We start from the raw sequence: 26,291 nt of genomic DNA, 5'->3' as shown, positions 1-26,291 counted from the left end.
TCTGTTTTTAGTTTTATCTCCCTACAAACTGAACCAATATATTCCTCAATAGTAAAAACTACAGCATTAAATTTAGGATACAATATTTTTAAGTGTATGAAAATAAATAAGGTCAAGTTTTAAAACTTGACCTTATTTATAATGTTGTTCTAGAATAGAAGTATTATTTCTTAAGATATACCTTAAATTCAACTCTTCTATTTTTTGCTTTTCCTTTTTCTGTGTCGTTTGTGGCAATAGGATTTTCTTCACCATACCCTTTTGTGGTAATTCTATCAGCATCAATTCCATCAATTTTTACCAAATGCTCTTTAGCAGCATTAGCTCTTTCATGTGATAATTTGTGATTGTATTCAGAAGACCCAGTATTATCGGTGTAACCATTAATTATTAACATAAAATCCTCATGATTTTTTAATAAGGTAGAAACATCATGTAATTTTGGATACGATTTTGGTAACAAAACATCGCTATCGGTTTTAAACTTTACACCTCTAAGTGCTTTGTTTAAAATGTTTACCTCATAAGGTTTTAATTCTGGTTCTACCAAAGCAGCTATTAATAAAGTTTCCTTACCACAATCTCCATCTGCTGTTTGAGTAACTACGCAGTTTCCGTTAGATGTAACTATATTGGTGCTTCCACTGTCAATAACATTACAACAGTCTTGTGCATAGGTTAAAGATGATATTGAAATGGCTAAAAGTGTAAATAAATTTCTCATGTTGATTAAATTATATGGTTAATAATAACATAAAAGTAGCGTAAGTGTATTTTTAACCTATTGATTTAAAACAATTTGAGGATTGATTTTTAACAGTTATTCAATTTTAAAAACTTCAATAGATTTTAATTCAGGACTACCACCACGGTTTCCACTACCAGAAGCCGTATATACTTTTCCTTTGTACAAAACCAGTTGAGAGCCATGTCTTCCACGGTTTAAGGGCTTTAATGTAGACCAAGTTTCAGTTTCGGTATCGTAACATTCTACTTCATTATGAGCTAATTTTTGACCAATACTTTCGCCTCCAGCAAAAAGGATTTTATCGCCAATAGCCAATGCCATACAACCTGCTCTTTGGGTAGGTACGTGTTGTGGTAAAGTACTCCATTGTTGTGTTTTAAAATCAAAAACATCTACTTCGGGAACGGTTAAGTGAAACACTTTTTTTATTTTTCCGGAGCTTCTACGTCCACCTAATAAATACAATTTGTTATTTACAATAACAGAGGCTGCGTGATCTCTAGCTCTGGGAGCATTGGGTAGTTGTTCCCACTTTTTGGTTTTGAAATCATACACATCAAACCAATTTACATGACCGTCCCAGTGACCATCTTGTATTCCGCAAATTAAGTACAATTTGTTTTGATAAATTTTGGCCATGGCTGCTCCACGTCTTCGGTTTTTAGGGATTTTAAATTCTTTTGTCCACTTATCTTTTTTAGGATGATAAAAATATACATAGTCTACAGGGGTTTCATTTGGATATGGTCCTGTAAAAGCACCTGCAACCAGAATTTTATTTTTATAAGCTATTCCCTCAAAATGGTGTAGTTCTATTGGTGGTTTTGCTCCTTTGGTCCAAGTATTGTTTTTAGGGTTAAAAATAGAAACAGGTCTTATTCCTCTTCCTCCACACAAGTGAAGTTTTCCATTGGCTTCTATAAACGCAGCTTCGTGTCTTTGTACGGGTTGGTTTGTGGTTTCTATAGTGTGCCAAGAACAATTTTCTAAATGTTGCGCATTAAGTTGTAGATTGTTTAAAAACAAAACAAAGGTGAATGCTAGTGTTTTTATGAGTTTCATAAGAAAAGTAAGTTTTAAGAAAAATAAAAATTATTTTTTTAAAATAACAAACCAACCAAATCTTCAATAGTAGATATTTTAACAACTTCTATATTGCTTTCTTTTTGAGAAACTTTACAGAATTTAGAAATAAAAACTTTTTCAAAGCCAAGTTTTTCTGCTTCTATAATTCTTTGTTCTACTCGGTTAATAGGTCTAATTTCTCCAGCCAAACCTACTTCGGCAGCAAAGGCATAGTTTTGCGGAATGGGTTCGTCTTCATTGCTAGATAGTACGGCTACAACTACCGCCAAATCAATGGCAGGATCATCAACAGAAATTCCACCCGTAATGTTTAAAAACACATCTTTTGCACCCAATCTAAAACCAGCTCTTTTTTCTAGAACTGCTAAAATCATGTTCAATCGTTTTAAATTGTACCCTGTGGCAGAACGTTGGGGGGTTCCGTAAACAGCTGTGCTAACTAGTGCTTGTACTTCTATCATTAAAGGTCGCATTCCCTCTAAAGTAGCTGCAATAGCTGTCCCGCTTAAATCTCCATCTTTTTTAGAAATTAATATTTCTGATGGGTTTTTTACCTCTCGCAATCCTCCGCTACGCATTTCAAAAATTCCTAATTCTTGGGTAGATCCAAAACGATTTTTTAAGGCTCTTAAAATTCGGTACGTATGGTTTCTGTCTCCTTCAAATTGCAAAACTACATCTACCATGTGTTCTAAAATTTTAGGACCAGCAATGCTCCCTTCTTTATTAATATGACCAATTACCAAAACGGGAGTGTTGGTTTCTTTGGCAAATTTAATTAGCTCGGTAGTGGTTTCTTTTATTTGGGAAATAGAACCAGCAGAACTTTCTACATAATCTGTATGTAGGGTTTGTATAGAATCTATCACCAAAATTTCTGGTTGTTCTATTTGTATGGCTTTAAATATTTTTTGAGTATTGGTTTCGGTTAAAATCAAACAATCTTCGTTTAGATTTTGTACACGTTCTGCTCTTAGTTTTATTTGAGTTTGACTTTCTTCTCCAGAAACATATAACACTTTGTATTTCATGCTTAAGGCTACTTGTAACATTAAGGTAGATTTACCAATACCAGGCTCTCCACCCAATAAGATGATAGAACCTGGTACAATTCCGCCACCCAACACGTTGTTTAGTTCATTACTAACCGCATTGTAGCGTACTTCATTTTGAACCTGAATATCTTTTACCTTTAATGGTAAGTTGGCTTTTTTGGGAGTGTTTTCTAATTTCCAGTCTGCTTTTTCTTCTTTGGCAATTACTTCTTCTACAATGGTGTTCCATTCTTTACAAGTACCACATTGTCCCATCCATTTAGAATGTTGGGTTCCACAATTCTGACAAAAGTATGCTGTTTTTGTTTTGGCCATAACTCAGTTGTTACAAAGTATTATAAAATTAGGTTGTTGTTGGTAAAATAACAACACATGTGTGCGTTTTATCTGCTCTTATTTAAAATAGGCAAGAATAAAAAAGACAAACCACCTAAAACTATAACTAGTATGGTTTGAGATGTCCATGCAATCCATCCAAAACTAGCTCCAATAGTTTCCGGAACGGCATAAATTAACAAGGCTTGTTGTATAACGTAAGGATATGCTCCAATTCCGCCATTAGTGGTCGCAAAACTAAAGGTTCCCATAATAAAACAGATTAAAATGGCATCTAATCCTAAATGGCTAGTTTGTGGAAAAGCATAAATAACCACGTATAACATTAGTACGTATAAAAACCATATTAAAAATGTGTAGAATATATAAGCCCACTTTTTTTCCATGGTAAAAAGAGTTTTAATCCCTTCTATTAAACCTATGGCAAACTCTCTTATTTTTATAAAAAGAGGTCTTTTAGATTTTTTGATAGCGGTAAATAAAAAGTAAATAATACCTAACAATACTAGGCCAATAGTAGCAAGTAAGATAGGGTTGGGTGGAATTTTATTGATGATTAATTCCTTGATGAGCTCGTATTGTGCAAAAAAAGCAAGGATAATTAAAAGTAAATAAACCACCATATCTGCTAATCTTTCGGCTACAATGGTTCCAAAAGCTTTGTCAAAAGGAACGTCTTCGTATTGATTAATGGTTGCTGCTCTACTAAATTCTCCAGCTCTAGGAATTCCTAAATTTACCAGATAGGCTACAAAAACAGCCATGGCATTGTTGTAAAATTTAGGTTGATAACCTAAAGGTTTTAGCATATACCTCCAACGGTGTGCCCTACAAACATGACTTAAAAAACCTAGAAATATAGATAGACCAACCCACCAATAATTGGCATTGTAAAAAGAGGTTTTTATTTCGTTTAACTCCTCTTGTGTAAATTTAGAAAGAGATAGCCAAATTAAAAAAGCACCTAAAAGTAGTGGTAATGTAGTTTTTAATGTTTTTTTGAGATTGACTTTCAATATTAATTGAGTGTATTTGTTTCTTCGTTTGGAAAAATAATGGCTGGGCTAAAGTTTTTAGCTTCTTCAAAATCCATCAATCCGTAAGAAATAATAATAATAATATCTCCAGGAGCAACTCGTCTAGCGGCTGGTCCGTTTAGTGTAATTTCTCCACTATTTTTTTCACCAGGAATAATGTAGGTGTCTAAACGTTCTCCATTGTTAATGTTAACAATAGAAACTTTTTCACCTTCAATCATATTGGCAGCCTCCATTAATGCTTTATCAATAGTAATACTACCAATATAGTTTAAATCGGCTCCAGTAACCTTTACTCTGTGTATTTTAGATTTTACGACTTCAATTTGCATGGTGCAAAATTAATTATTTATATCTGAATTTAAACTATATCTAGTTAGATAATTCATAAAAAGGAATGTTGTCAATTAATCTAATATCACCTGCAAAAACAGCTATAAACCCTCTTTGTTTATGCGGAGAGTTAAAAGAATTTGAGGGTTTTAGATTGTTTTCATTAGCAATAGAAAAGTATTCTAAAACTAAATTGTGATGATTGTTAAATTTATCACTCACATATTTTTGAACGTCTGTAGGAGTTGCGTGTTTGCTTTTTTCTTGAGCTTCTTTTAGCGTTCTATATATAAACGGAGCGCTTGCCCTGTGTTCTAAAGTTAAGCGTGTGTTTCTAGAACTCATGGCCAATCCATCAGCTTCTCTATAAATTGGACAGCCCACAATGTTTACCGGTTGTTGGGTAATGGTTACTAGCTTTTTAATAATTTGTAGTTGCTGAAAATCTTTTTCACCAAAATAAGCATTATTTGGTTTTACAACATCAAACAATTTTTTAACAATGGTACCCACTCCGTTAAAATGATTGTCTCTAAACTTTCCTTCCATTTCTTTGTCTAACCCTTCAAAATCAAAAATTTCTGCTTCTTCATTGTTGCTGTACATTTCAGAAGTAGTAGGAGTAAAAACAATGTCGCAATTAATTTCTTTTAGTTTTTCTAAGTCATTTTCCAGCGTTCTAGGATATTTTTCTAAATCGGCTGGGTTGTTAAATTGCGTAGGGTTTACAAAAATACTAACAACAACAAGATCATTATTTTCTTGTGCCTTTTTTACAAGAGCTAAATGGCCTTGGTGCAGTGCACCCATAGTGGGAACTAAACCAATAGATAGACCTTTGTTTTTTTGGTCTTGAAGATACGATTGAGTTAAATCTCTAATAGTGAATACTTTCATTCCGTAGAATTACATTTAAGCAACTGCAAACTTACTATAAATCCTTATATATTGGGTATTTTTTCGTACTTTTGCAAAATTATATTCAATAATTGAATGATTTATGAAAAATAAGAGAGTTTTATACGTTTCTAGTGAGGTAACACCCTACACACCTCCAACTGAAATGTCAGAAATGTCTTTCGAGGCCGCAAAAAAAGCACATCACAAAGGAGTACAAACAAGAATTTTTATGCCGAGATTCGGAGTGATAAACGAAAGAAGACACCAGTTGCATGAAGTGATTAGACTTTCTGGAATGAATTTAATAATTAATGATATGGATATGCCTTTGATTATTAAAGTAGCATCTATTCCTAAAGAAAGAATGCAAGTTTACTTTATAGATAACGAAGAATACTTTAAAAGAAAGGCAACTTTTACAGATGAAAACGATGAAATGTTTGCAGACAATGACGAAAGAGCAATCTTTTTTGCAAAAGGAGTTGTAGAAACTGTAAAAAAATTAAACTGGGCTCCAGATATAATTCATGTACATGGGTGGATGGCATGTTTATTGCCTTTGTACTTAAAAGAATATTATAAAGATGATGCTCTGTTTGCAAATACAAAAATTGTAACGTCTGTTTACGATAATGAGTTTGAAGGAACTTTGGCAAATAACTTGGCAGATAAAGTTAGATATGATGAAATTTCTGAAGACAAAATAGAAGTTTTAAAAGAACCAACTTTTGCTAATATTTTAAAAAGTGCCATAGATAATTCTGATGCTGTTGTAAAAGCCAGCAGATTTGTGAACGATGATTTGGAAGATTATTTAGATGATTTGGAAAAACCATTTTTAGACTATCAAACAGAAGATACATTTGCAGAAGCTTATCTAGAATTTTATTCAGAAAAAGTTTTAAATTAATTAAAAAAATATGACACTTTTTAACATAAAGTCTTTAAAAAACATAGCAGCTTTAGGTACTATGTTTTTTTTTGTGAGTTGCAGTAATGATGTGATAACTTCGGCAGACGGTTTTATTAATAATGACACGTTTAAAAAAGATACATTAAATCAAGAAGATGGTATTTTTCCGGTTATTGAAACAGTCGCAATAGATTCTGTTCCTTCAAACCTGTTATCTACTTACCTAATAGGTGAATATACAAATAGCGACTTTGGAACTTTAAATGCTGGTTTTGTAGGTCAAATAATAACAGATGTTTATCCTGTTAAAAGAACCACTAGTGAAACACCAGAAAACGTAACAACAACCGATGTAAGTGCTGTTTTAGAAATTCCGCTTTCTTTTTCTTTTAAAGAAGATTCTACAGAAGAACTAGAGTTGACAAATGCTTTAGGAGACATAGCAACAGTGTTCAATTTTGAAGTATCTACTTTTACAACTTATTTAGAAAGATTTAATGCAGATGGTTCTACAAGAACTTATTACTCTAATGGAACCAACGATGCAAGAACAAAAGAAGATTTAGGAGGGCTAATAGATTTAGGGATACTTACAGGGTATAGTTTTTCTGAAACATATACAGAAGCTGATACGTTAAGAATACCATTGGATTTATACGATTTTAAAACTGAGTTTTTGGAAAAATTAGACTCAAACCCTATTACCTCTGACGATGAAATGAGAGCGTTTTTTAAAGGGTTAAAGTTTAAAGCTACAAAAACTTCGGGACAAGGGTTGGTGGTTCCTGTAAGTTTAGCAGGAGCTAAGTTAAAGATAACTTATAAAAATCAAGTGAGTGGTGAAGAAGACGAAGAGAAAGAATTGTCTTTTAGCTTAAATGGTGCTTTACATAATTTGTATGAACATGATCATAACAGTGCAAATTTAACAAACGAAGTATATGTGCAAGGGGCAAGTGGTTATCATGCAAAAGTTGATTTGTCAGATGCCATAGCAGCATATAGTACAAAAGCTATAGATGAAAATTGGTTGTTAAACCAAGCAAGTTTAAAAATTTATATTAAAGAAAATACAGATGGAGATTATAGCAATACCATCACATCGTTGTTAATACATGGAGTAGATGATGAGGGAAAGGCTGTAGCTATAGATGATTATTTTTATTTAGGAAGAAGCAGTTTTGTAGATGGTAGTGTTAGATTTGAAGATGGTGAAAATCAAAAAGATCCCTATGTAAAATTCTTTATTACCAAGGTAATTAAAGATGCCTTAGCTGATGGTAAAATTTCGGAATTAAGAATTAAAGAAAATAGATCTGAAAGCACATTTGTAGACTTAAGATCTACTACAGCAAAAGGATTGGTGTTTTTAAATGATTTAGCAAGTACAACTAAAGCTCCGCAATTAGAAATTATTTATTCTAAAATAAATAATTAAAAGTATATAAAATTTTATCAATGTAAAAAGCTCAACCATTTTTATGGTTGGGCTTTTTGTTTTATTCTAATGTTGTTAAAATTACATCATTCCTGGCATTCCATGTCCATGGTCATGACCTCCACCAGCTTGTGGTTGTTCAGGAATTTCTGTTAATGTACATGCAGTTGTTAAAATCATACCAGCAACAGAAGCAGCGTTTTCTAAAGCAACTCTGGTAACCTTTGTAGGGTCAATAATACCTGCTTTAAACATTTCTACGTATTCGTCTGTTTTGGCATTGTATCCGTAATCAGATTTTCCTTCTATTACTTTAGCAACTACTACAGATCCTTCACCTCCTGCATTGTTTACAATTTGTCTTAAAGGCTCTTCAATAGCTCTGTTTACTATAGCAATTCCAGTTTTTTCATCAGCATTTTCTGTAGCTAAGTTTGCCAATGCAGCTTTAGCTCTAACCAAAGCAACACCACCACCAGCAACAATACCTTCTTCTACTGCAGCTCTAGTAGCATGTAAAGCATCGTCTACACGGTCTTTCTTTTCTTTCATTTCAACTTCAGAAGCAGCACCAACATATAGTACAGCTACACCACCTGCTAATTTAGCTAAACGTTCTTGTAGTTTTTCTTTGTCGTAATCAGAAGTAGTTGTTTCAATTTGAGCTTTAATTTGGTTTACTCTAGCGTTAATTGCCTCTGTAGCACCAGAACCGTTTACAATTGTAGTATTGTCTTTGTCTATAGTTACTGTTTCTGCAGTACCTAAAGATTCTAAAGTAGTGTTTTCTAAAGTCAATCCTGTTTCTTCAGATACAACTGTTGCTCCAGTTAAAATAGCAATATCTTCTAACATGGCTTTACGTCTGTCTCCAAAACCAGGAGCTTTAACAGCAGCAATTTTTAAGGCACCACGTAATTTGTTCATTACTAAAGTAGCCAAAGCTTCACCATCAACATCTTCAGCAATAATTAATAAAGGTTTTCCGCTTTGAGAAATAGGTTCTAAAATTGGTAGTAACTCTTTTAAATTAGAAATTTTCTTGTCATATAATAAAATATATGGGTTTTCTAACTCAGCTAACATTTTTTCAGAGTTAGTTACAAAGTAAGGAGATAAGTATCCTCTATCAAATTGCATTCCTTCAACAATGTCTACATATGTTTCAGTTCCTTTTGCTTCTTCTACAGTTATAACACCTTCTTTTCCTACTTTTCCAAAAGCTTCAGCAATTAAATCTCCAATAGAGTTGTCGTTATTAGCAGAAATAGCGGCTACTTGTTGAATTTTATCAGAGTCAGACCCCACAACTTCAGATTGTTTTGCCAATCCTGCTACGATAGATGTTACTGCTTTGTCTATTCCTTTCTTTAAGTCCAATGGATTGGCTCCAGCAGCAACGTTTTTTAAACCTTCTTGCACAATTGACTGGGCTAATACAGTAGCTGTTGTAGTTCCGTCTCCAGCCAAATCGTTGGTTTTAGAAGCTACTTCTTTTACCATTTGAGCTCCCATGTTTTCTAATGGGTCTGATAATTCAATTTCTTTTGCTACAGATACACCATCTTTGGTAATGTGTGGTCCTCCAAAAGCTTTTCCAATTACTACATTTCGTCCTTTAGGACCTAAAGTTACTTTTACTGCATTTGCTAATGCATCAACTCCACGTTTTAATCCGTCACGTGCTTCAATATCAAATGTGATTTCTTTTGCCATTTTTTAATGTTTTTTAATTAGATAATTGCGAAAATATCGCTCTCTCTCATGATTAAATAATCGTTTCCTTCAAAAGATAATTCCGTACCAGCATATTTACCATACAAAACGGTATCACCTTCTTTTACGGTAATAGGATTGTCTTTAGTTCCGTTACCAACAGCAATCACTTTACCTTGTAATGGTTTTTCTTTTGCTGAATCTGGTATAATTAATCCAGAAGCAGTTGTTGTTTCCGCTGGAGCTGGCTCTACCAAAACTCTATCAGCTAATGGTTTAATGTTTATGCTCATAATTATTTAATTAAAATTGTTATTAGATGTTATTGGGGTAACGAAAAGTATGCCAATTGACAAACAAATAGTTTCTAAAACAAAAATGTCATCATGTGGTGACATGATGACATTTTTATGTGTATAATGTTTGTATTATTATTCTGCAGAATTTTCTTCTTTTGCAGTATTGTCATTAATAATATCTTCTATATCTGCTGCATCTTCTTCTTGAGCTGGAGCAACTACATCTCTTTGTTGAATGGTTTCTTGTAATTCTGATTTGCTAGCTTCCCCTCTTGGAATTACCAAGCTAGATCCTAAAATTAAAACCAGTAAAGAAATTGCCAATGTCCAAGTAGCTTTGTCTAAAAAGTTATTTGTGCTTTGTACTCCTCCTATTGTGCTACCAGAACCCCCTGTTAAAGATGATGATAATCCTCCTCCTTTAGGATTTTGAACTAAAACAATTAAGATAAGTAGTACTGCTACTACCATGATTAAGATTAACAATATATTGTATGTCATGATTTATGTATTTTGTAAATTTTTTATTCTTTGTATTTGGTCTGCAAATAAACCACTTTTTTCTGGATATTTCAAACTTAAAATTTTATATGCTTGTATGGCATTGTCATATTTTTTTTGAGCCAAATATACCTTTGCTAAAGTCTCTGTCATTAATTCGTTAGAAATGTCTGAATTGTTTGTAGACAATAGGGTTGAAGGAGTTTGAGCTGTTTTTTTAATCGGGTTTATTTTGGGGTTGTTTTCTATAAACTGATTGATGATTTTTAGTTTTGAACTGGTATTGTTCTCTGGTTCTTTTTGAGGTTCTCTAACAATAGGAGTGCTGCTAGAAAGCTGTAACCACTGATGAAAACTGTGTTTTTCTGAAGCAGTAAAATTAAAGGGAGATTTTTGAAAATCTTTGTTGTTAGAATTGGTTGTAGAATTGTTTTCCACAACTTTTTCTTCTACAACAGTTTCTGCATTGTTGTTATTTATATGTGTAATGTAGTCAAACAAAACTTCTCTATTAACTGTATGCGCAGCAACAACTTTTAGAGTATTGTTGTATTTATAGTGTTTTTGTTGATGGTATTTTTTTAAAAGAAGCGTTTTAGCAAATTGAAAATATGAAAATTCATCGGCAATAGTCTCTAGTTGTTGAATACTTAGAGTTTCTGTTTGGTTGTTTTTGATTGCTTGATTAAAAAATTCGTGCATAATTTTACCAATTGGCTACAGATGCGTTAAAAATGTTTTGATTGATTCTTTCAAAAATTTCATCAAAAGCCGTTTCTAAAAGAGTTCCTTGTAAAATATCATTGGCATCATAATCATAAAAATGACTAAATCTTTTTTCAAAGTTTTTAGACTCGTCTGTTCTGTTATAGAAACGGACGTTAAATTCTATCGTTAATCTGTTTTGTGAAGCTCCTTGGTCTGCATTGGCAGACATTGGAGTTATGGTGTATCTTGTTATTTCTCCTTCAAAATGTAAATCACCTCCGTTTTTTACCAAATTTAAATTGGTTTGTGTAATAAAAAAATCTTGAAGGTTTATAGTAAATTCTTGACTTAAACTAGGTTCAATCAAATCTGCATTGTTGTTAAAAAAATCTATCTGTATGGTTTTAGCATTTCCTGTGTCTCCACCTGTAAAGCTATATATCCCACAACTAATAACAGTTGTTAATACAATTAAAGATGTAATTTTTAAAAAGATTTTTTTAAACATAATATGTAAAGGCTTAAGAGACAAATATAGTTTATAAATTGTATTGTTTTATTTTTCGGTACAAAGTTCGTTCTGAAATACCCAATTCTTTGGCTGCTAGTTTGCGTTTGTTGTTGTTGCGTTCTAACGATTTTTTTATCATTTCTATTTCTTTGTCTTGTAAAGATAAATTTTCATCTTCTTCAATAGTTTCAATATACGGATATTCCTCGTCGTCTTCCGGGTTTGAGTCAAGATCCTCTTTTTGATAAGCTAGTAAATTAGAACTTTTGTTTATAGATGGAGCCAATGCTTTTGGAATTGCGTTTTCTAAGAAAGATTCCTTTTCTAGTTCTTTACCATTTTGCATTAAGTTAAGTGTAATTTGTTTTAACTCATTTAACTCAGAGCGCAATTCGTAAATCATTTTTAGCAAATTGGTTTTTTCTTCGCCGCTAAATGATTTTTGTTCTTCTAAAATCATCGGTAAAGAAGATTTACTTAAATCTGGCAAGTAATGTTTTAAGGTTGCTGGGCTTATGTTTCTGCTTTCTTCAATAATAGAAATTTGTTCTGCAATGTTTCTAAGTTGTCTAATGTTTCCAGGAAAATGATATCTGGAAAGTAAAAGAACTGCTTCATCACTTAAACGAACTGTTGGCATTTTATATTTTTGAGCAAAATCTGAAGCAAATTTTCTGAATAGTAAGTGAATGTCTTCGTTTCTGTTGCGTAAAGGTGGTAGTTCAATTTCAATGGTACTCAATCTGTAATACAAATCTTCCCTAAAAGTTCCCTTTTTAATGGCCTCAATCATTTTTACATTGGTAGCAGCTACAATTCTTACATTGGTTTTTTGAACTTCTGAAGACCCTACTTTTATAAACTCACCATTTTCTAACACACGTAGCAATCTTACTTGCGTGGTAAGTGGTAGTTCTCCAACTTCGTCTAAAAAAATAGTTCCACCATCGGCAACTTCAAAGTAACCTTTACGTGTGTTGGTAGCTCCTGTAAAAGCTCCTTTTTCGTGCCCAAACAACTCACTATCAATGGTTCCTTCGGGAATGGCTCCACAGTTTACAGCAATGTAATTGTTATGTTTTCGGTGCGATAGGGAGTGTATAATTTTAGGAATACTTTCTTTTCCTACTCCGCTTTCACCAACAACCAAAACAGAAATATCTGTAGGAGCAACACGTGTTGCTTTTTCAATAGATCTATTTAATTGAGGATCGTTACCTATAATTCCAAAACGTTGTTTTATTACTTGAACAGATTCCATAGTTGTTTTTTTGATAAGGCTAATATATTTAAGAGTGGCTTACATATTCTCCTAATAAGGTTGCAGAAGTACAATCTGTAACTTTAACTTTCACAAAATCTCCAACCTTTTCATTTCCTTTTGGAAAGACTACTGCGTAGTTTTGAGAGTTTCTTGCCATCCAATGCTGATCGGATTTTTTTGAGTTTCCTTCTATTAAAACTTCTATAGTTTTGCCTACATAAGCATTGGTGTTATTGGCACTTAACTTTCTTTGTAAGTCTATTACTTCTTGTAAACGTCTTTTTTTATCGGCAGCTGGTACATCGTCTGGAAATTTTTTCTCGGCCAAGGTTCCTGGTCTCTCAGAATAGGCAAACATAAATCCATAATCGTAGTTTACATATTCCATTAAAGATAAAGTGTCTTTGTGTTCTTCTTCGGTTTCACCACAAAAACCAACAATCATGTCTTGAGAAATGGCACAGTCTGGCAATAAAGTCTTAATGTTATCAATCAATTCCATGTACTCTTCACGAGTGTGTTGACGATTCATTCTTTGCAATACAGAAGTACTACCAGATTGAACAGGCAAGTGTAGGTATCTACAAATATTAGAGTATTTTACCATGGTATGTAGCACTTGAATATCCATGTCTTGCGGATTGTTGGTAAAAAATCGTACCCACATGTTTGGAAATGTGCTTGCAACCATTTTTAGCAATTCTGCAAAACCTACGGCAGTTGCTTTGGCAATTTCACTTGCTTTGTCAAAATCTTTTTTAAGTCCACCACCATACCAAAGGTAGCTATCTACATTCTGACCTAATAAAGTAACTTCTTTGTATCCTTTTGCTTGTAAATCTTTTATTTCAGAAATAATGCTTTGTGGGTCTCTAGAGCGTTCTCTTCCACGAGTAAAAGGTACTACGCAAAATGTACACATATTATCGCAACCACGTGTAATGGTTACAAATGCAGAAACACCGTTAGAGTTTAAACGAACCGGAGAAACATCTGCATAGGTTTCTTCTTTTGATAATATTACATTTACAGCATTTCTACCTTCGTTTACTTCTTCTAACAAATTAGGTAAATCTCTATAAGCATCTGGACCTACAACCAAGTCTACAATTTTCTCCTCTTCTAAAAATTTAGATTTTAAGCGTTCTGCCATACATCCTAATACACCAACTTTCATGTTGGGATTAATTTTTTTAATGGCATTGTATTTTTCCAAACGTTTTCTTATCGTTTGTTCTGCTTTTTCACGAATAGAACAGGTATTTACCATTACCAAATCCGCTTCTTCTAGCTTTAATGTTGTGTTGTATCCTGTTTCAGATAAAATAGAGGCAACAATCTCACTGTCATTCATATTCATTTGGCAACCATAACTTTCTATGTACAGTTTTTTGGTGTTACCGTCTTTTTGCTCAGTAGAAAGAGGATGACCTTGTTTATTGGCATCAATAATTTTTTCTTCTGTTGTAATTCTGCTCATTTTGTGTAGATTTCTAAGGTTGCAAATTTACAATAAATATTGCGATTTGTGACAAGATGTCAGAATATATATGAGGAATAAAGTGGTAAAACAAAGATTATGAACGTGGGTTTTAATTTTTCTCCCTACTTTTGTGGCAAGTTATAGAACTAAATAAGGAAGAAAATAGCATATGGCAAGTAATCTTGTAATCGTTGAGTCACCAGCAAAGGCAAAGACAATAGAGAAGTTTTTAGGGAAGGATTTTCAAGTAGAATCTAGTTTTGGACACATAGCAGATTTGCCTTCGAACGGTTTAGGAATTGATGTAGAAGGAGATTTTTCACCTACCTATTTAGTGTCAGATGATAAAAAATCGGTAGTTAGAAAATTAAAATCATTAGCTAAAAAAGCAGATACAGTTTGGTTAGCAAGTGATGAGGACCGTGAAGGAGAAGCGATTGCTTGGCATTTAAAAGAACAGTTAAAGTTAAAAGAAGATAATACAAAACGTATTGTTTTTCATGAAATTACAAAGTCTGCTATTTTAAAGGCTGTAGAAAATCCAAGAAAAATAAATTACAATCTAGTAGATGCTCAGCAAGCACGTAGAGTGTTAGATAGAATTGTAGGATATGAATTGTCTCCAGTTTTATGGAGAAAAGTAAAAGCAGGTTTGTCTGCAGGTAGAGTTCAATCGGTTGCAGTGCGTTTAATTGTAGAGAGAGAACGTAGTATTTTAGACTTTAAAAGTGAAGCTAGTTACAAGGTAGTAGCCGAGTTTTATAACGATGAAGGAAAAAGTTTTAAAGCAACTATTCCTAAGGCTTTTGACACGAGACAACAAGCAGAAGCTTTTCTAAAAGAGTGTGTTGGGGCTGAATTTAAAATTGCAGATTTAACAACCAAACCTGCAAAAAAATCTCCAGCAGCACCTTTTACCACATCAACTTTACAACAAGAAGCTGCTAGAAAATTAGGGTTTTCAGTGTCTAAAACCATGACAGTTGCTCAGCGTTTATATGAGGCCGGAATTATTACATATATGAGAACCGATAGTGTAAACTTATCTGTAGAAGCAAAAAAAGCAGCAGCAGCAGAGATTACAGCATCCTATGGTTCAGAATATAGCAAACCAAGAAATTACAATACAAAATCAAAAGGAGCGCAAGAGGCACACGAGGCCATTCGTCCGACTGATATGACTCGTCATGAAATCAATCAAGAATACGATCAAAACAGGTTGTATGATTTAATTTGGAAGAGAACCTTGGCTTCCCAAATGAGCGATGCACAGTTAGAACGCACCAATGTAAAAATAGAAAACAATCAGAATGATAAAGTTTTTACAGCAAATGGTGAAATGATCAAATTTGAAGGTTTCTTAAAAGTGTATTTAGAAGGAAACGATAATGAAGATGAAGAACAAGATGGAATGTTGCCACGTTTAACCATTGGCGATGTTTTGGAACATGAATACATAACAGCAACCCAACGTTTTACCAAAGCACCTTATCGTTTTACAGAAGCCTCTTTGGTAAAGCAATTAGAGGAGTTGGGAATTGGTCGTCCGTCTACATATGCTCCTACCATTTCTACCGTTTTGCGTAGAGGTTATGTAGAAAAAGGAACCGTAGAAGGAACCGAAAGAGAATACGAACAATTTGTGTTGAAAAACAATAAAGTTGTCTCAAAAACGTTGACAGAAAAAGTAGGATCTGATAAAGGAAAATTAGTGCCAACAGATATTGGGAACATTGTAAACGACTTTTTGGTAGCACATTTTGAGAAAATATTAGATTACGGGTTTACAGCAAAAGTAGAAGCTCAATTTGATGAAATAGCAGAAGGAAATGAAGAGTGGATTGGTATGATTAAAGAATTTTACCAAGGATTTCATACCAATGTAAAAGATGTTGCCGAAAATGCTGATAGAGAAAGTGGAGAACGTATTTTAGGAAAGCATCCAGAATCTGGAAAAACGGTGTTGGTTCGTTTGGGTAAATTTGGACCGTTGGCTCAAATAGGTGATCCAGATGATGAAGAAAAAGAATTTGCTAGTTTATTAAAAGAACAAAACTTAGGAACCGTTACTCTAGAAGAGGTTTTAGATTTGTTTTTATTGCCTAAAAATTTAGGAGATTACAAAGGAGAAGAAGCTATAGTCTCTAACGGACGATTTGGACCTTATATTAAATATGGAACCATGTATGTTTCTTTAGACAAAGGAGAAGATCCTATGTCTGTAGATTTTGATAGAGCCGTAGAGTTGATTGAAGCAAAAATAAAAGCAGATGCTCCAATTGCAGAATATGAGAACTTACCTGTGCAGAAAGGAGTAGGTCGTTTTGGTCCCTACATTAAATGGAATGGTATGTTTATTAACGTAAACAAAAAATATGACTTTGACAACTTAACAAATGAGGACATTGTAGAGCTAATTGAAGTTAAGAAACAAAAAGAGATTGATAAAGTTGTTCATAACTGGGAAGATGAGGGAATTAGAGTAGAAAAAGCTCGTTGGGGAAGGCATAATATTATCAAAGGAAAAACAAAAATTGAGTTGGCTAAAACAATAGATGCTGCCGCTTTAACGTTAGAAGAAGTAAAAGACATTATTGAAAAAAATGCTCCAAAGAAAAAAACTAGAGCAAAAAAAGCACCCGCTAAAAAAACACCTGCAAAAAGAGCTGCTAAAAAGAAATAAACTAAGTCATGATTCAAGAGTTTTTTACACCAATAGCAGATAATGTTTTTGATGAGCAACAAGACAAAAGAGAACTGTTTGGTCATCAAATTATTAAGCATACTGCAGAAAAAGGATTTCCAGAGTTAGACCATGTTAGTTTGGCTTTTTTTGATGTAAAAGAAGGTAGAATGGCTGTTAATAATCAAGAAACAGCAATTGGAGCAAACCATATAAGAAAAGAACTCTATAAATTATGTATGGGAAACTGGAATGTTTCCATAGCAGATTTAGGAAGTATCAATGCAGGAAATCAAGTTTCAGACACTTATTATGCTGTTCAAGAAACAGTTGCTTTTTTGGTAAAAAAAAACATTATTCCGGTAATTTTAGGAGGAGGACAAGATTTAATTTATGCGAATTATAGAGGATATAATCAATTAGATCAAACGGTAAATTTAGCTGTTGCCAGTCCAAAATTTAATTTTGGAAATTTAGAAGACACCTTAAATTCTAGCTCTTATTTAAGTAAAATTATACTAGAAGAACCTTGTAATTTGTTTAATTATGCAAATCTAGGATATCAAACTTATTACAATTCTCAAGAAGAAATATCGCTTATAGAAAGTTTAAGTTTTGAAGCCTATAGAGTTGGAAGCTTAAAAGACATATCTGTAGCAGAACCTGTAATGAGAGATGCAGATATTGTTGCCATAGACATAGGAGTTGTAGAGTCTAGCGTGGCTCCAGCCAATGGAAACGCAAATCCAAATGGATTAAAAGGAGATGCAATTTGTGCACTTGCAAGATATGCAGGAATAAGTGATAAAGTAACCTCGTTTGGAATTTATGAATACAATCAGATTTTTGATGTAAATCATCAAACCAGTAAGTTAATTTCTCAAGTCATTTGGTATTTTATAGAAGGTTTTTCTCTTAGAACAAATGATTATCCATACGGATCAAAGGAAAATTACTTAAAATATATGGTTCCCTATGAAGGAGAAGTCATTAGTTTTTATCAAAGTGACAAGAGTCAGCGTTGGTGGATGCAAGTAGATGTTCCTACGATGAGTAGGTACAAAAGACACGTTTTAGTGCCTTGTTCTTACGACGATTATCTGAAAACGATAGAGCAAAATGTACCTGAAAGATGGTTTAATGTGTATAAGAAATTAACTTAGTTTAAGAGGAATATAATATGGTGTAGAGTTTCATTGTAGGTTTAGATTTTTTTTCTAAGTTTACCAAATTCTATATACAAAGAGATAACAATACAATATGAAGAAAATACTGTTCTTTTCCATAATAATAACCACCTTGGTTGGTTGTGGAGGTTTTGGAGATCGTGGAGAACTTGTAGGTTCAAAATCAGAAATCGCTTGGTTTGCAGAAAAACCATATGGAATGGTTTTAGTGCCAGGAGGATCTTTTACAATGGGTAAAACCGAAGAAAATAGATGGGGAGGTTTTGAAATTCCTCCAAGATCTGTGTCTGTAAAAGAATTCTTTATGGATGATACAGAAATTACCAATAGTGAATACAAAGAATTTGTGTATTGGGTTAGAGATTCTATTGTAAGAACAGAATTAGCTAATTACGCAGAATCTATAGTAAGCGATCCAGACAAAAAAGAAAGAAACTTTACGATTGAAGATTATAAATACATTGAACCAAAATTAGACAATATTGAAGATGAGGATAAATATACACCTTATCAAAAATACATGATCAAAACTTATGGTTCTATCAAACAAACAACAAATGGACGTTTGCCTTTAAATTGGAAAGTTCCTTTGTTTTGGAAAGCACAAGAATATCCTGATGAAGAATATGCAGAGGTAATGGATCAATTATATTTACCAGCAGAAGACAATGGTAATGTAAGAGTTTTTGATGTTTCTTTGTTAAAATACTCGTATTACTCTAGCCAAAAGAGTAATGTGATGAATGTTTCTAAAAAAAATAAATACAAAGAGGTAGACATCAATGTCTATCCTGATACTACTGTATGGGCAAAAGATTTTGCATATGCTCATAACGATGTTATGGTTAGAAATTATTTTTGGCATACAGCTTATGAAGAGTATCCGGTTGTGGGAGTTAATTGGAACCAAGCAAAAGCATTTTGTAATTGGAGAACTAAAAAGAAAAACGATTATTTAAAAGCCATAGGATCTGGAGTACAAACTCCAGATTTTAGATTGCCTACAGAAGCTGAATGGGAATTTGCAGCTAGAGGAGGAATTGAAAATGGAAAATATCCTTGGGGAGGACCATACGTAACAGATAGATATGGTTATTACTTAGCCAATTTTAAACCTAAGAGAAATAATTTAGCAGCAGATGGATTTACATATACTGTAGAGGCAATGTCGTTCCAAGCTAACGATTACGGTTTGTACAATATGGCTGGAAACGTTTCAGAGTGGACTTCAACAGCGTATAATACATCAGCATCTTATGTAACATCTTCATTAAATGTAGATGTTGATGATCCAACAAACAAAAGAAAAATTATTAGAGGAGGTTCTTGGAAAGACATAGCTTATTTTTTAGAGGTAAGTACTCAAGACTACGAATATGCAGATTCTGCAAAATCTTACATTGGATTTAGAACTGTGCAAGACTATTTAGGAGAAGCTAGATGGGGAGGATTAAACTATTAAAAAAGAATTACAGATTAAATTAATTATACTTAACTATGTTACATTCAAAAGGATTTAAAAAGTTTATGGCAATGGCTTATGGTATTGGAGGAGCTGTTGTAATTATTGGTGCTTTATTTAAAATTATTCACCTGCCATATGCAAACCTAATGTTAATTGTTGGTCTAGGAACTGAAGCTTTCATATTCTTATTATCTGCATTTGAACCATTACCTCAAGAAGAATTGGATTGGTCTTTAGTGTATCCTGAATTAGCTGGTGGACAAGGAGGTACAAGAAAACAAAAAGAAACACCAGAAGGTGTATTAACTAAAAAGATTGATGAAATGCTTGCAGCATCTAACTTAGATGCAAATGTGATTAATAAGTTAACCACAAGTATGAATAATCTTTCTGATGCAGCAAAACAAATAGGAGAAAGCTCTGGTTCTGTTGCAGATACAAGTAAGTATAATAAAGAAATTAACTTGGCAGCCAATCACTTAGAGAAAATAAACTCTATGTATGCAAGTCAAGAAGAAAGTATGACTAAAGTACAGTCTGCTCAAATGGAAGTGTTAAATAACCAATCTAAATTAGTGAGCTCTGTGTCAGAAAAGTCAGAAGAATTAACAAAACAAATGGAAACATTATCTAAAAACATAGCATCACTTAACAATGTTTATGGAGGTATGTTAAGCGCAATGGGAAATAAATAGTTTCTGCATATAAACTAGTAATCATTTAAAAACTAAATTTTATGGCAGCAGCAAAATTAAGCCCAAGGCAGAAAATGATCAATTTGATGTATTTAGTGCTAATGGCAATGTTAGCATTAAATGTGTCATCTGAGGTAATGGAGGCCTTTTCTAAGTTGTTTGATAGTTCAGAGAAAACAATAGAATCAAGTGTTCAAAAGAATAAAGAAATTCTATCAGAATTAAAAACATTAAGTCAAGAAAAGCCTGCTCAATACGGAACTTTATATCAAACAGGAGAAAAAGTTAGAGAGTTATCTGAAAACTTGGTAGAAGAATTAAACCTTCTAAAAACAAAAATAATTCAATCGGTAGAATTAGATGAAGATACAGGAAAATTACCTGCATCAGAAATGGATAAAAGCGAAGTATTAGATAGTTATTTGTTTAGCGGAAGTGGAACTTCTAAAGTAGGTAAGAAATTTGTAGCAACTGTAGATACATACAGAACACAAATGTTGGAATTAGTAGGAGATAATCCTGCTATAAAAAAACAAATAGAGGCAAGCTTTAATACAGAAGGAACAAAAGTTGACGGAGTTAGAATTCCATGGTTAAATTATAATTTTTATGGTTTGCCATCTATCGGTTCTTTGGCTGTTTTATCTAGTATGGAAAATGTAGTATTAAGCATAGAAAATGAAACGCTAAGCGGATTTATTTCGGGACGTTTAAAAAAGGCTACATCGGCAACAAATTTAGAAGCTTTTGTAAAGTTGAATAAAAATACTTTTAGCCCTGGAGATAATGTTGAGGCAACAGTGTTTTTAGCAAGTAAAGACAATACGAAAGTACCTAATGAAGTTAAGATAAACGGAAGCACTATTGATTTAAAGAATCCTAAGAATTTTGAAGATGGAAAAATAGTGTACAAATTTAAAGCAGGAGCTGTAGGAGATAGACCTATTGTAGGTAGTTTTACATTTGTTGAAAATGGAAAACCAGTAGTAGTTCCCGTAAATGGTAATTATTCGGTAGTAGCAGGTTCTAACCAAGCTATTGTATCTGCAGATAAAATGAATGTGGTTTATAGAGGTTTGGAAAATCCAATAACTATTTCTATGCCAGGAATAAGCCCTACAAAGGTAAATGCTAGAGCCACAGGTTTGGTTAAAAAAAGCGGATCTAGCTATGTATTAAAACCAGGTACAGGTACTACCGTAAATATAAATGTAACAGGAACAACCGATGCCGGAGAAACAATTAAATCTCCACCTGTAACGTTTAGAATTAAAGACGTTCCTCAGGCTATGGCAAGTATTAGAGGAGAGTTTGGTTCTATAACCATGCCAAAAACAAGCTTAGCAAAATCGTCTATAGCAGCAGCATTGCCAGATTTTGTTTTTGACTTAAACTTAAAAGTATTAAGTTTTAAAGTAAAAGTTCCAGGGAAGACAACAGTAATTGTTAATGGAAATAGAATGAATTCTCAAGCACAAAAAGCTATTGCTTCTGCTAAAAGAGGAGATATAGTTACTATCTTTGGAATAAGAGCAAGTATTGTTGGAAACTCATCATACAAGCTTAAAGAGGTGTTGCCTATTAGTGTAGAAATTTCTAATTAAGAACTAGAATGAAAAATTATAAAATAGTAAGTGCATTTTTGTTTTTGTTTTTTACAACAACGTTAATAGCCTTTTCACAATCAAACTATCGTTTGTTAAATGCTAAAAAGGTGTCTGAAGCAGAGGTAAAATCTGATGAAAGAATACGTTTGGATCATGACAAACCATTGCCTTATGAGTATGTTGATGAACGTGATATATTATGGTCTAAAGTTGTTTGGGAAACCATAGATTTGTATCAGAAACAAAATTACAGATTGTATTATCCAATTAATGAAGAAAACATGTTGGACAATACCAAATCTTTATTCTCTACATTGTTAGAAAACATTCGTAACGGAAATATAACAGAGGTTTATGAAGATTCTCAGTTTATTAACAAACTACCTGTTTCTGAAATTGAGAAAAAGTTGGTTAGAATAGATACGGCAAGTTATGGTTACGATATGTTAAATCAGGGAGAGACCAATATTGATGAGTATATTGATAAGAATTACATAAAGCCTCAAGATATACAATCTTATAAAATTAAAGGAATATGGTATTTTAACAAGTTAAGTGGACAAATGAATTATCGTTTGTTAGCTATAGCTCCTATGGCACCAGATGTACAAACTATTGGTAGAGATGATATTGTAGATGATGCATTTTATCCTTTATTTTGGGTGTTTTATCCAGATGCTAGGTTGGTGTTACACAATTCTCATCCTATAAAAAATGGATTTGCTGCTCATGTAGAATCCTATGATTATATATTGAATACCCGTGCATTTTCTTCGGTAATAATTAAAGAAGAAAATATGTTTGGGAACAGAAGCATAAACGAATACATTAGAGGTAATTCACTATTCCAATTAAGAGAAGCAGAGAAAATTAAAGACGAAATCAGAAATTTAGAATCCGATATGTGGACCTATTAGATTACAATTTGTTAATATTTATATAAAAAAAACTTTCGGTAACACCGAAAGTTTTTTTTTATCCTTGCAGGCTATGAATTAATAGTTTGATTATGTCGTTAGTGAGTTCTAAAGATTTTGCTGCTTTGTTAAAGCTTGATAAAATTCCTGTACTAGGTTTTTTAACAGGAAAGTTTTTTTTATTCATTACTCAATTAAATAAAGCCAATAGAGTATATGACAAATACAAACACAAGCCCGTATTACCATATTTAAATGGTCTTTTAGAGGAATATGAAATTAAGTTCGATGTATCTCAATCTGACTTAGATAAAATTCCAAGAAACGGAGCTTTTATTACTATTTCTAATCATCCTTTAGGTGGAATAGATGGGGTTTTGTTGCTAAAAAATATGTTAGAAATTCGCTCTGATTACAAAGTAATCGCAAATTTTTTATTACAAAAACAAGCTCCAATAAGTCCGTATATTTTACCTGTAAATCCTTTTGACGATAGAAAAGAAGATAAGTCAAGTGTAAAAGGATTGATAACAGCATTAAAACATATAAAAGAAGGAAATTGTTTGGGTATTTTTCCGGCAGGAGAAGTTTCTACCACAAAACAAAGAAATATTTATGTAGACAAACCTTGGGAGCTAGGAGCCATTAAGCTTATAAAAAAAGCAAATGTGCCTGTAATACCTATTTATTTTCATGCCAAAAATAGTAGGCTTTTTTATGTTTTATCTAAAATTAATCCCGTTTTAAGAACATTAAAACTACCTTCAGAGTTAAATAATAAAAAAAGACAAGTTATTCAGATTAAAATAGGAGCACCTATAAAAGAAAAAGAAATTCAAAACATAGATGATTTACTTGTTTTAAGTAATTTTTTAAGAGAAAAAACCTATTTGTTGTCTAAATCCTTTTTAAGAAAAAAAAAGTTGGTTAAACAATATAGAAAACGCTTAAAGAAACGTGTTAAACAAGTAGCGTTGCCTAAAAATCATGAAGATATATGCAGAGAGATAGATGCTGTTAGAGCTGCAAAAAAAAGATTATTTGTATCTAATGAATATGAAGTGTTTTTTACCAAAGCAGCTGTAATTCCTAATTTAATGGAAGAAATAGGGCGATTAAGAGAAATAACTTTTAGATTGATTGGAGAAGGAACCAATAAAAAATGTGATACCGATAAATATGACGATTACTACCACCATTTAATTTTGTGGAACAAAGAAGAGGAAAAGTTTGTAGGTGCATATCGTATGGGCTTGGGTGAAGAAATATGCAAAAGGGGTGGTTTCCAGAGTTTTTATGTAGCTAATTTCTTTAAGTTTTCTTGTGAAATGAACGAAAAACTTTCTGAAACTATAGAAATGGGTAGGGCTTTTATTGTTCCAGAATATCAACAAAAACCGATGCCTTTATTTTTACTATGGAGAGGAATTGCTGCCGTTACCGTAAAATATCCACAATATAAATATTTAATGGGTGGGGCTACTATTAGCAATTTGTTTACGCATTATTCTAAGTCTATGTTGATGTACTTTTTAGATAAGTATTACAGCAATACAGAAGTAAAACATTTTATAAGTTCAAAAAATCCTTTTAAGGTTGATTTAACCGAGAGTGAAAAATTTTACATAGATCATCATATTAATAATGATGTGAAAAAGTTAGACAAGCTGATTAAAGAAATAGAAGGAGATAAATTGCGTTTGCCAGTTTTAATAAAACAATACATTAAACAAAACGCAAAGTTTGTGGCCTATAACATAGACCATGACTTTAATGATGCAATTGATGCTTTAATTTTTATGAAAATAGAAGACATTCCTAGAGATACTATTGAACCCATTTTAAAAGATGTAGTTATAGAAAATTAGTATTGTTGCTCTAGTTCAAATTCCTTTATTTCATCTATAAAATTTCGATTGTTGTACAACCTTGGTACTTTGTGTTGTCCTCCTAGTTTGTTTTTACTTTTTAACCATAAATGAAATTGATTTTTATGAGCTATACTAATTATGGGTAAGGTTAGTGTAATATCTTTATATCGTTTAGCTTCATAATCAGAATTTATGTTTTGCAACGCAAGGTCTAGTTCATTTTGAAAATCTTCAAGACAATCAGGAGCTTGTTCAAACTCAATCAGCCATTCGTGACTTCCCTTTTCATTCTCTGCCATAAAAACAGGAGCAGCTGTATATTCTTTAATTAAAGCATTGGTTTTTTTACAAGCAATTTTTAAAGCCTCCTCAGCATTTTCTATAATTAACTCTTCTCCAAAAGCATTGATAAAGTGTTTGGTTCTACCTGTTATTTTAATTCGGTGGGGAGTTAAGGAGGTAAATTTAATAGTATCTCCAATAATATATCTCCACAGTCCAGCATTGGTTGTAATAACCAGGGCATAGTTTTTATCAAGTTCTACATCTGCTAAGGGAATGGTTTTAGAGTTGATGCTTTTGTATTCATCCATAGGAATAAATTCATAAAAAATACCATAATCTAACATCAGTAATAACTCATCGCTATTGTTTTGATCCTGGATGGCAAAAAAACCTTCAGAGGCATTGTAAGTTTCATAATATTTAAACTTATCAGAAGGAATTAACTTTTTATATTGTTCTCTATAAGGGTTAAAATTGACTCCTCCATGAAAATATACTTCTAAGTTAGGCCATACTTCTAAAATGTTATTTTTACCTGTATACTTTAAAACTCGTTCTAATAAAACCAGCATCCAAGAGGGTACACCAGCTAAACTTGTAATGTTTTCGTTTACGGTTTCTTTAATAATGGCATCCATTTTAGATTCCCATTCAGACATTAAAGCTACTTCTTGTTTAGGAGCGCTGCTCATGTCTGCCCACAAAGGCAAGTTTTCTATAATAATGGCAGATAAATCACCAAAATAAGCATCATTATCTTCGTAAACAGCACTGCTTCCTCCAAGCCTTAAGTTTTTTCCGGTAAATAGTTTTGCATCTTCATTGTTGTTACAAAATAAGGTTAACATATCTTTTCCTCCTTTAAAATGGCAGAGTTTTATAGCATCTTCGCTAACAGGAATAAATTTGCTTTTTGCGTTTGTTGTTCCACTAGATTTTGCATACCATTTTATTTTATTAGGCCATAAAATACTTTGCCCTGTAGTTCTTTGTTCTTGTATAAAAGGACTTAATCCTTCGTAATTCATTAAAGGAATTTTATTTTTAAATGCATTGTAGTTTTTAATATTTTTAAACTCATACTTTTTACCGTAGCTAGTTTTAGCAGCAGTTTTTAGCAGTTTAAGCATTTGTTCATTTTGTACCTCTACAGGATACTTTATAAACAGCTCTACTTGGTGTTTTCTTTTTTTAAGAAACCATGAAATAATTGAGTTGACAATAGGCAATGCCATAGATTAAAATACTATTTA

23 protein-coding genes are annotated in these 26,291 nt (G+C 32.6%); 9 read left to right on the top strand and 14 right to left on the bottom strand.

The features are described from left to right. Positions 1-163: 163 nt before the first annotated feature. The 6 genes from ACY2IJ_RS08905 to panC all read right to left on the bottom strand — a co-directional run bounded on the left by ACY2IJ_RS08905 (position 164) and on the right by panC (position 5,492). Positions 164-724 carry an OmpA family protein gene (locus ACY2IJ_RS08905; protein WP_476724010.1) on the bottom strand — a complete coding sequence of 187 codons (561 nt, stop codon included), beginning with the start codon at positions 722-724 and terminating at the stop codon, positions 164-166. Between the two features lie 96 nt (positions 725-820). After that, the gene (locus ACY2IJ_RS08900; RefSeq protein WP_476724009.1) at positions 821-1,810 is read right to left on the bottom strand and encodes a Kelch repeat-containing protein; all 990 of its coding nucleotides are present in this window, start codon (positions 1,808-1,810) and stop codon (positions 821-823) included. Positions 1,811-1,848: 38 nt separating this feature from the next. Continuing rightward, complete coding sequence (gene radA / locus ACY2IJ_RS08895) at positions 1,849-3,204, bottom strand: DNA repair protein RadA (RefSeq protein WP_476724008.1); 1,356 nt, start codon at positions 3,202-3,204, stop codon at positions 1,849-1,851. Between the two features lie 68 nt (positions 3,205-3,272). After that, complete coding sequence (locus tag ACY2IJ_RS08890; RefSeq protein ID WP_476724007.1) at positions 3,273-4,241, bottom strand: lysylphosphatidylglycerol synthase transmembrane domain-containing protein; 969 nt, start codon at positions 4,239-4,241, stop codon at positions 3,273-3,275. Between the two features lie 2 nt (positions 4,242-4,243). After that, positions 4,244-4,594 carry an aspartate 1-decarboxylase gene (panD, locus tag ACY2IJ_RS08885; RefSeq protein ID WP_476724006.1) on the bottom strand — a complete coding sequence of 117 codons (351 nt, stop codon included), beginning with the start codon at positions 4,592-4,594 and terminating at the stop codon, positions 4,244-4,246. A gap of 40 nt (positions 4,595-4,634) precedes the next feature. Then, positions 4,635-5,492 carry a pantoate--beta-alanine ligase gene (panC, locus tag ACY2IJ_RS08880; RefSeq protein WP_476724005.1) on the bottom strand — a complete coding sequence of 286 codons (858 nt, stop codon included), beginning with the start codon at positions 5,490-5,492 and terminating at the stop codon, positions 4,635-4,637. Positions 5,493-5,595: 103 nt separating this feature from the next. On the opposite strand from panC, the gene ACY2IJ_RS08875 reads away from it, so the two are divergent. Then, positions 5,596-6,405 carry a glycogen/starch synthase gene (locus ACY2IJ_RS08875; protein ID WP_476724004.1) on the top strand — a complete coding sequence of 270 codons (810 nt, stop codon included), beginning with the start codon at positions 5,596-5,598 and terminating at the stop codon, positions 6,403-6,405. A gap of 10 nt (positions 6,406-6,415) precedes the next feature. Continuing rightward, a complete protein-coding gene (locus tag ACY2IJ_RS08870) occupies positions 6,416-7,846 on the top strand; it encodes a DUF4270 family protein (protein WP_476724003.1) in 1,431 nt (476 codons plus the stop codon). 81 nt (positions 7,847-7,927) lie between these two features. Here ACY2IJ_RS08870 and groL read toward each other — a convergent pair whose 3' ends face one another. From groL to miaB, 7 genes are all read right to left on the bottom strand, one after another. After that, the gene (groL, locus tag ACY2IJ_RS08865) at positions 7,928-9,562 is read right to left on the bottom strand and encodes a chaperonin GroEL (RefSeq protein ID WP_476724002.1); all 1,635 of its coding nucleotides are present in this window, start codon (positions 9,560-9,562) and stop codon (positions 7,928-7,930) included. A 17-nt stretch (positions 9,563-9,579) separates the two neighbouring features. Next, a complete protein-coding gene (locus ACY2IJ_RS08860; protein ID WP_167182336.1) occupies positions 9,580-9,855 on the bottom strand; it encodes a co-chaperone GroES in 276 nt (91 codons plus the stop codon). Between the two features lie 138 nt (positions 9,856-9,993). Continuing rightward, on the bottom strand, positions 9,994-10,362 hold the full coding sequence (gene secG / locus ACY2IJ_RS08855) for a preprotein translocase subunit SecG (protein WP_476724001.1): 369 nt from the start codon (positions 10,360-10,362) through the stop codon (positions 9,994-9,996). Positions 10,363-10,365: 3 nt separating this feature from the next. Next, positions 10,366-11,064, bottom strand: coding sequence for a hypothetical protein (locus ACY2IJ_RS08850; RefSeq protein ID WP_476724000.1), 699 nt, complete (start codon positions 11,062-11,064; stop codon positions 10,366-10,368). A gap of 4 nt (positions 11,065-11,068) precedes the next feature. Next, entirely contained in the window at positions 11,069-11,578 is a 510-nt protein-coding gene (locus ACY2IJ_RS08845) for an LptE family protein (RefSeq protein WP_476723999.1), read from the bottom strand. Positions 11,579-11,609: 31 nt separating this feature from the next. Beyond that, positions 11,610-12,842, bottom strand: coding sequence for a sigma-54 interaction domain-containing protein (locus ACY2IJ_RS08840; RefSeq protein WP_476723998.1), 1,233 nt, complete (start codon positions 12,840-12,842; stop codon positions 11,610-11,612). Positions 12,843-12,870: 28 nt separating this feature from the next. Further along, positions 12,871-14,325, bottom strand: coding sequence for a tRNA (N6-isopentenyl adenosine(37)-C2)-methylthiotransferase MiaB (gene miaB / locus ACY2IJ_RS08835; protein ID WP_476723997.1), 1,455 nt, complete (start codon positions 14,323-14,325; stop codon positions 12,871-12,873). Between the two features lie 172 nt (positions 14,326-14,497). Between miaB and topA the strand changes: the two genes are divergently transcribed. From topA to ACY2IJ_RS08800, 7 genes are all read left to right on the top strand, one after another. Then, positions 14,498-17,011 carry a type I DNA topoisomerase gene (topA, locus tag ACY2IJ_RS08830; protein WP_476723996.1) on the top strand — a complete coding sequence of 838 codons (2,514 nt, stop codon included), beginning with the start codon at positions 14,498-14,500 and terminating at the stop codon, positions 17,009-17,011. 8 nt (positions 17,012-17,019) lie between these two features. Then, complete coding sequence (locus ACY2IJ_RS08825) at positions 17,020-18,174, top strand: formimidoylglutamase (protein WP_476723995.1); 1,155 nt, start codon at positions 17,020-17,022, stop codon at positions 18,172-18,174. A 97-nt stretch (positions 18,175-18,271) separates the two neighbouring features. Further along, positions 18,272-19,660, top strand: coding sequence for a T9SS ring complex lipoprotein PorK/GldK (porK, locus tag ACY2IJ_RS08820; protein WP_476723994.1), 1,389 nt, complete (start codon positions 18,272-18,274; stop codon positions 19,658-19,660). Between the two features lie 35 nt (positions 19,661-19,695). Further along, the gene (gene porL / locus ACY2IJ_RS08815; protein WP_476723993.1) at positions 19,696-20,358 is read left to right on the top strand and encodes a type IX secretion system motor protein PorL/GldL; all 663 of its coding nucleotides are present in this window, start codon (positions 19,696-19,698) and stop codon (positions 20,356-20,358) included. Positions 20,359-20,399: 41 nt separating this feature from the next. Beyond that, entirely contained in the window at positions 20,400-21,962 is a 1,563-nt protein-coding gene (gene porM, locus ACY2IJ_RS08810; RefSeq protein ID WP_476723992.1) for a type IX secretion system motor protein PorM/GldM, read from the top strand. A gap of 8 nt (positions 21,963-21,970) precedes the next feature. Further along, complete coding sequence (gene porN / locus ACY2IJ_RS08805) at positions 21,971-22,882, top strand: type IX secretion system ring subunit PorN/GldN (protein WP_476723991.1); 912 nt, start codon at positions 21,971-21,973, stop codon at positions 22,880-22,882. 92 nt (positions 22,883-22,974) lie between these two features. Continuing rightward, on the top strand, positions 22,975-24,750 hold the full coding sequence (locus ACY2IJ_RS08800) for a lysophospholipid acyltransferase family protein (RefSeq protein ID WP_476723990.1): 1,776 nt from the start codon (positions 22,975-22,977) through the stop codon (positions 24,748-24,750). Here the strand turns inward: ACY2IJ_RS08800 and ACY2IJ_RS08795 are convergent. Then, a complete protein-coding gene (locus ACY2IJ_RS08795) occupies positions 24,747-26,273 on the bottom strand; it encodes a GH3 auxin-responsive promoter family protein (RefSeq protein ID WP_476723989.1) in 1,527 nt (508 codons plus the stop codon). The two genes, ACY2IJ_RS08800 and ACY2IJ_RS08795, sit on opposite strands and share 4 nt — an antisense overlap. Between the last annotated feature and the right edge of the window lie 18 nt (positions 26,274-26,291).

It is taken from the genome of Wenyingzhuangia gracilariae, assembly GCF_056387575.1.
This window is presented reverse-complemented; position numbering and strand designations above follow the sequence as displayed.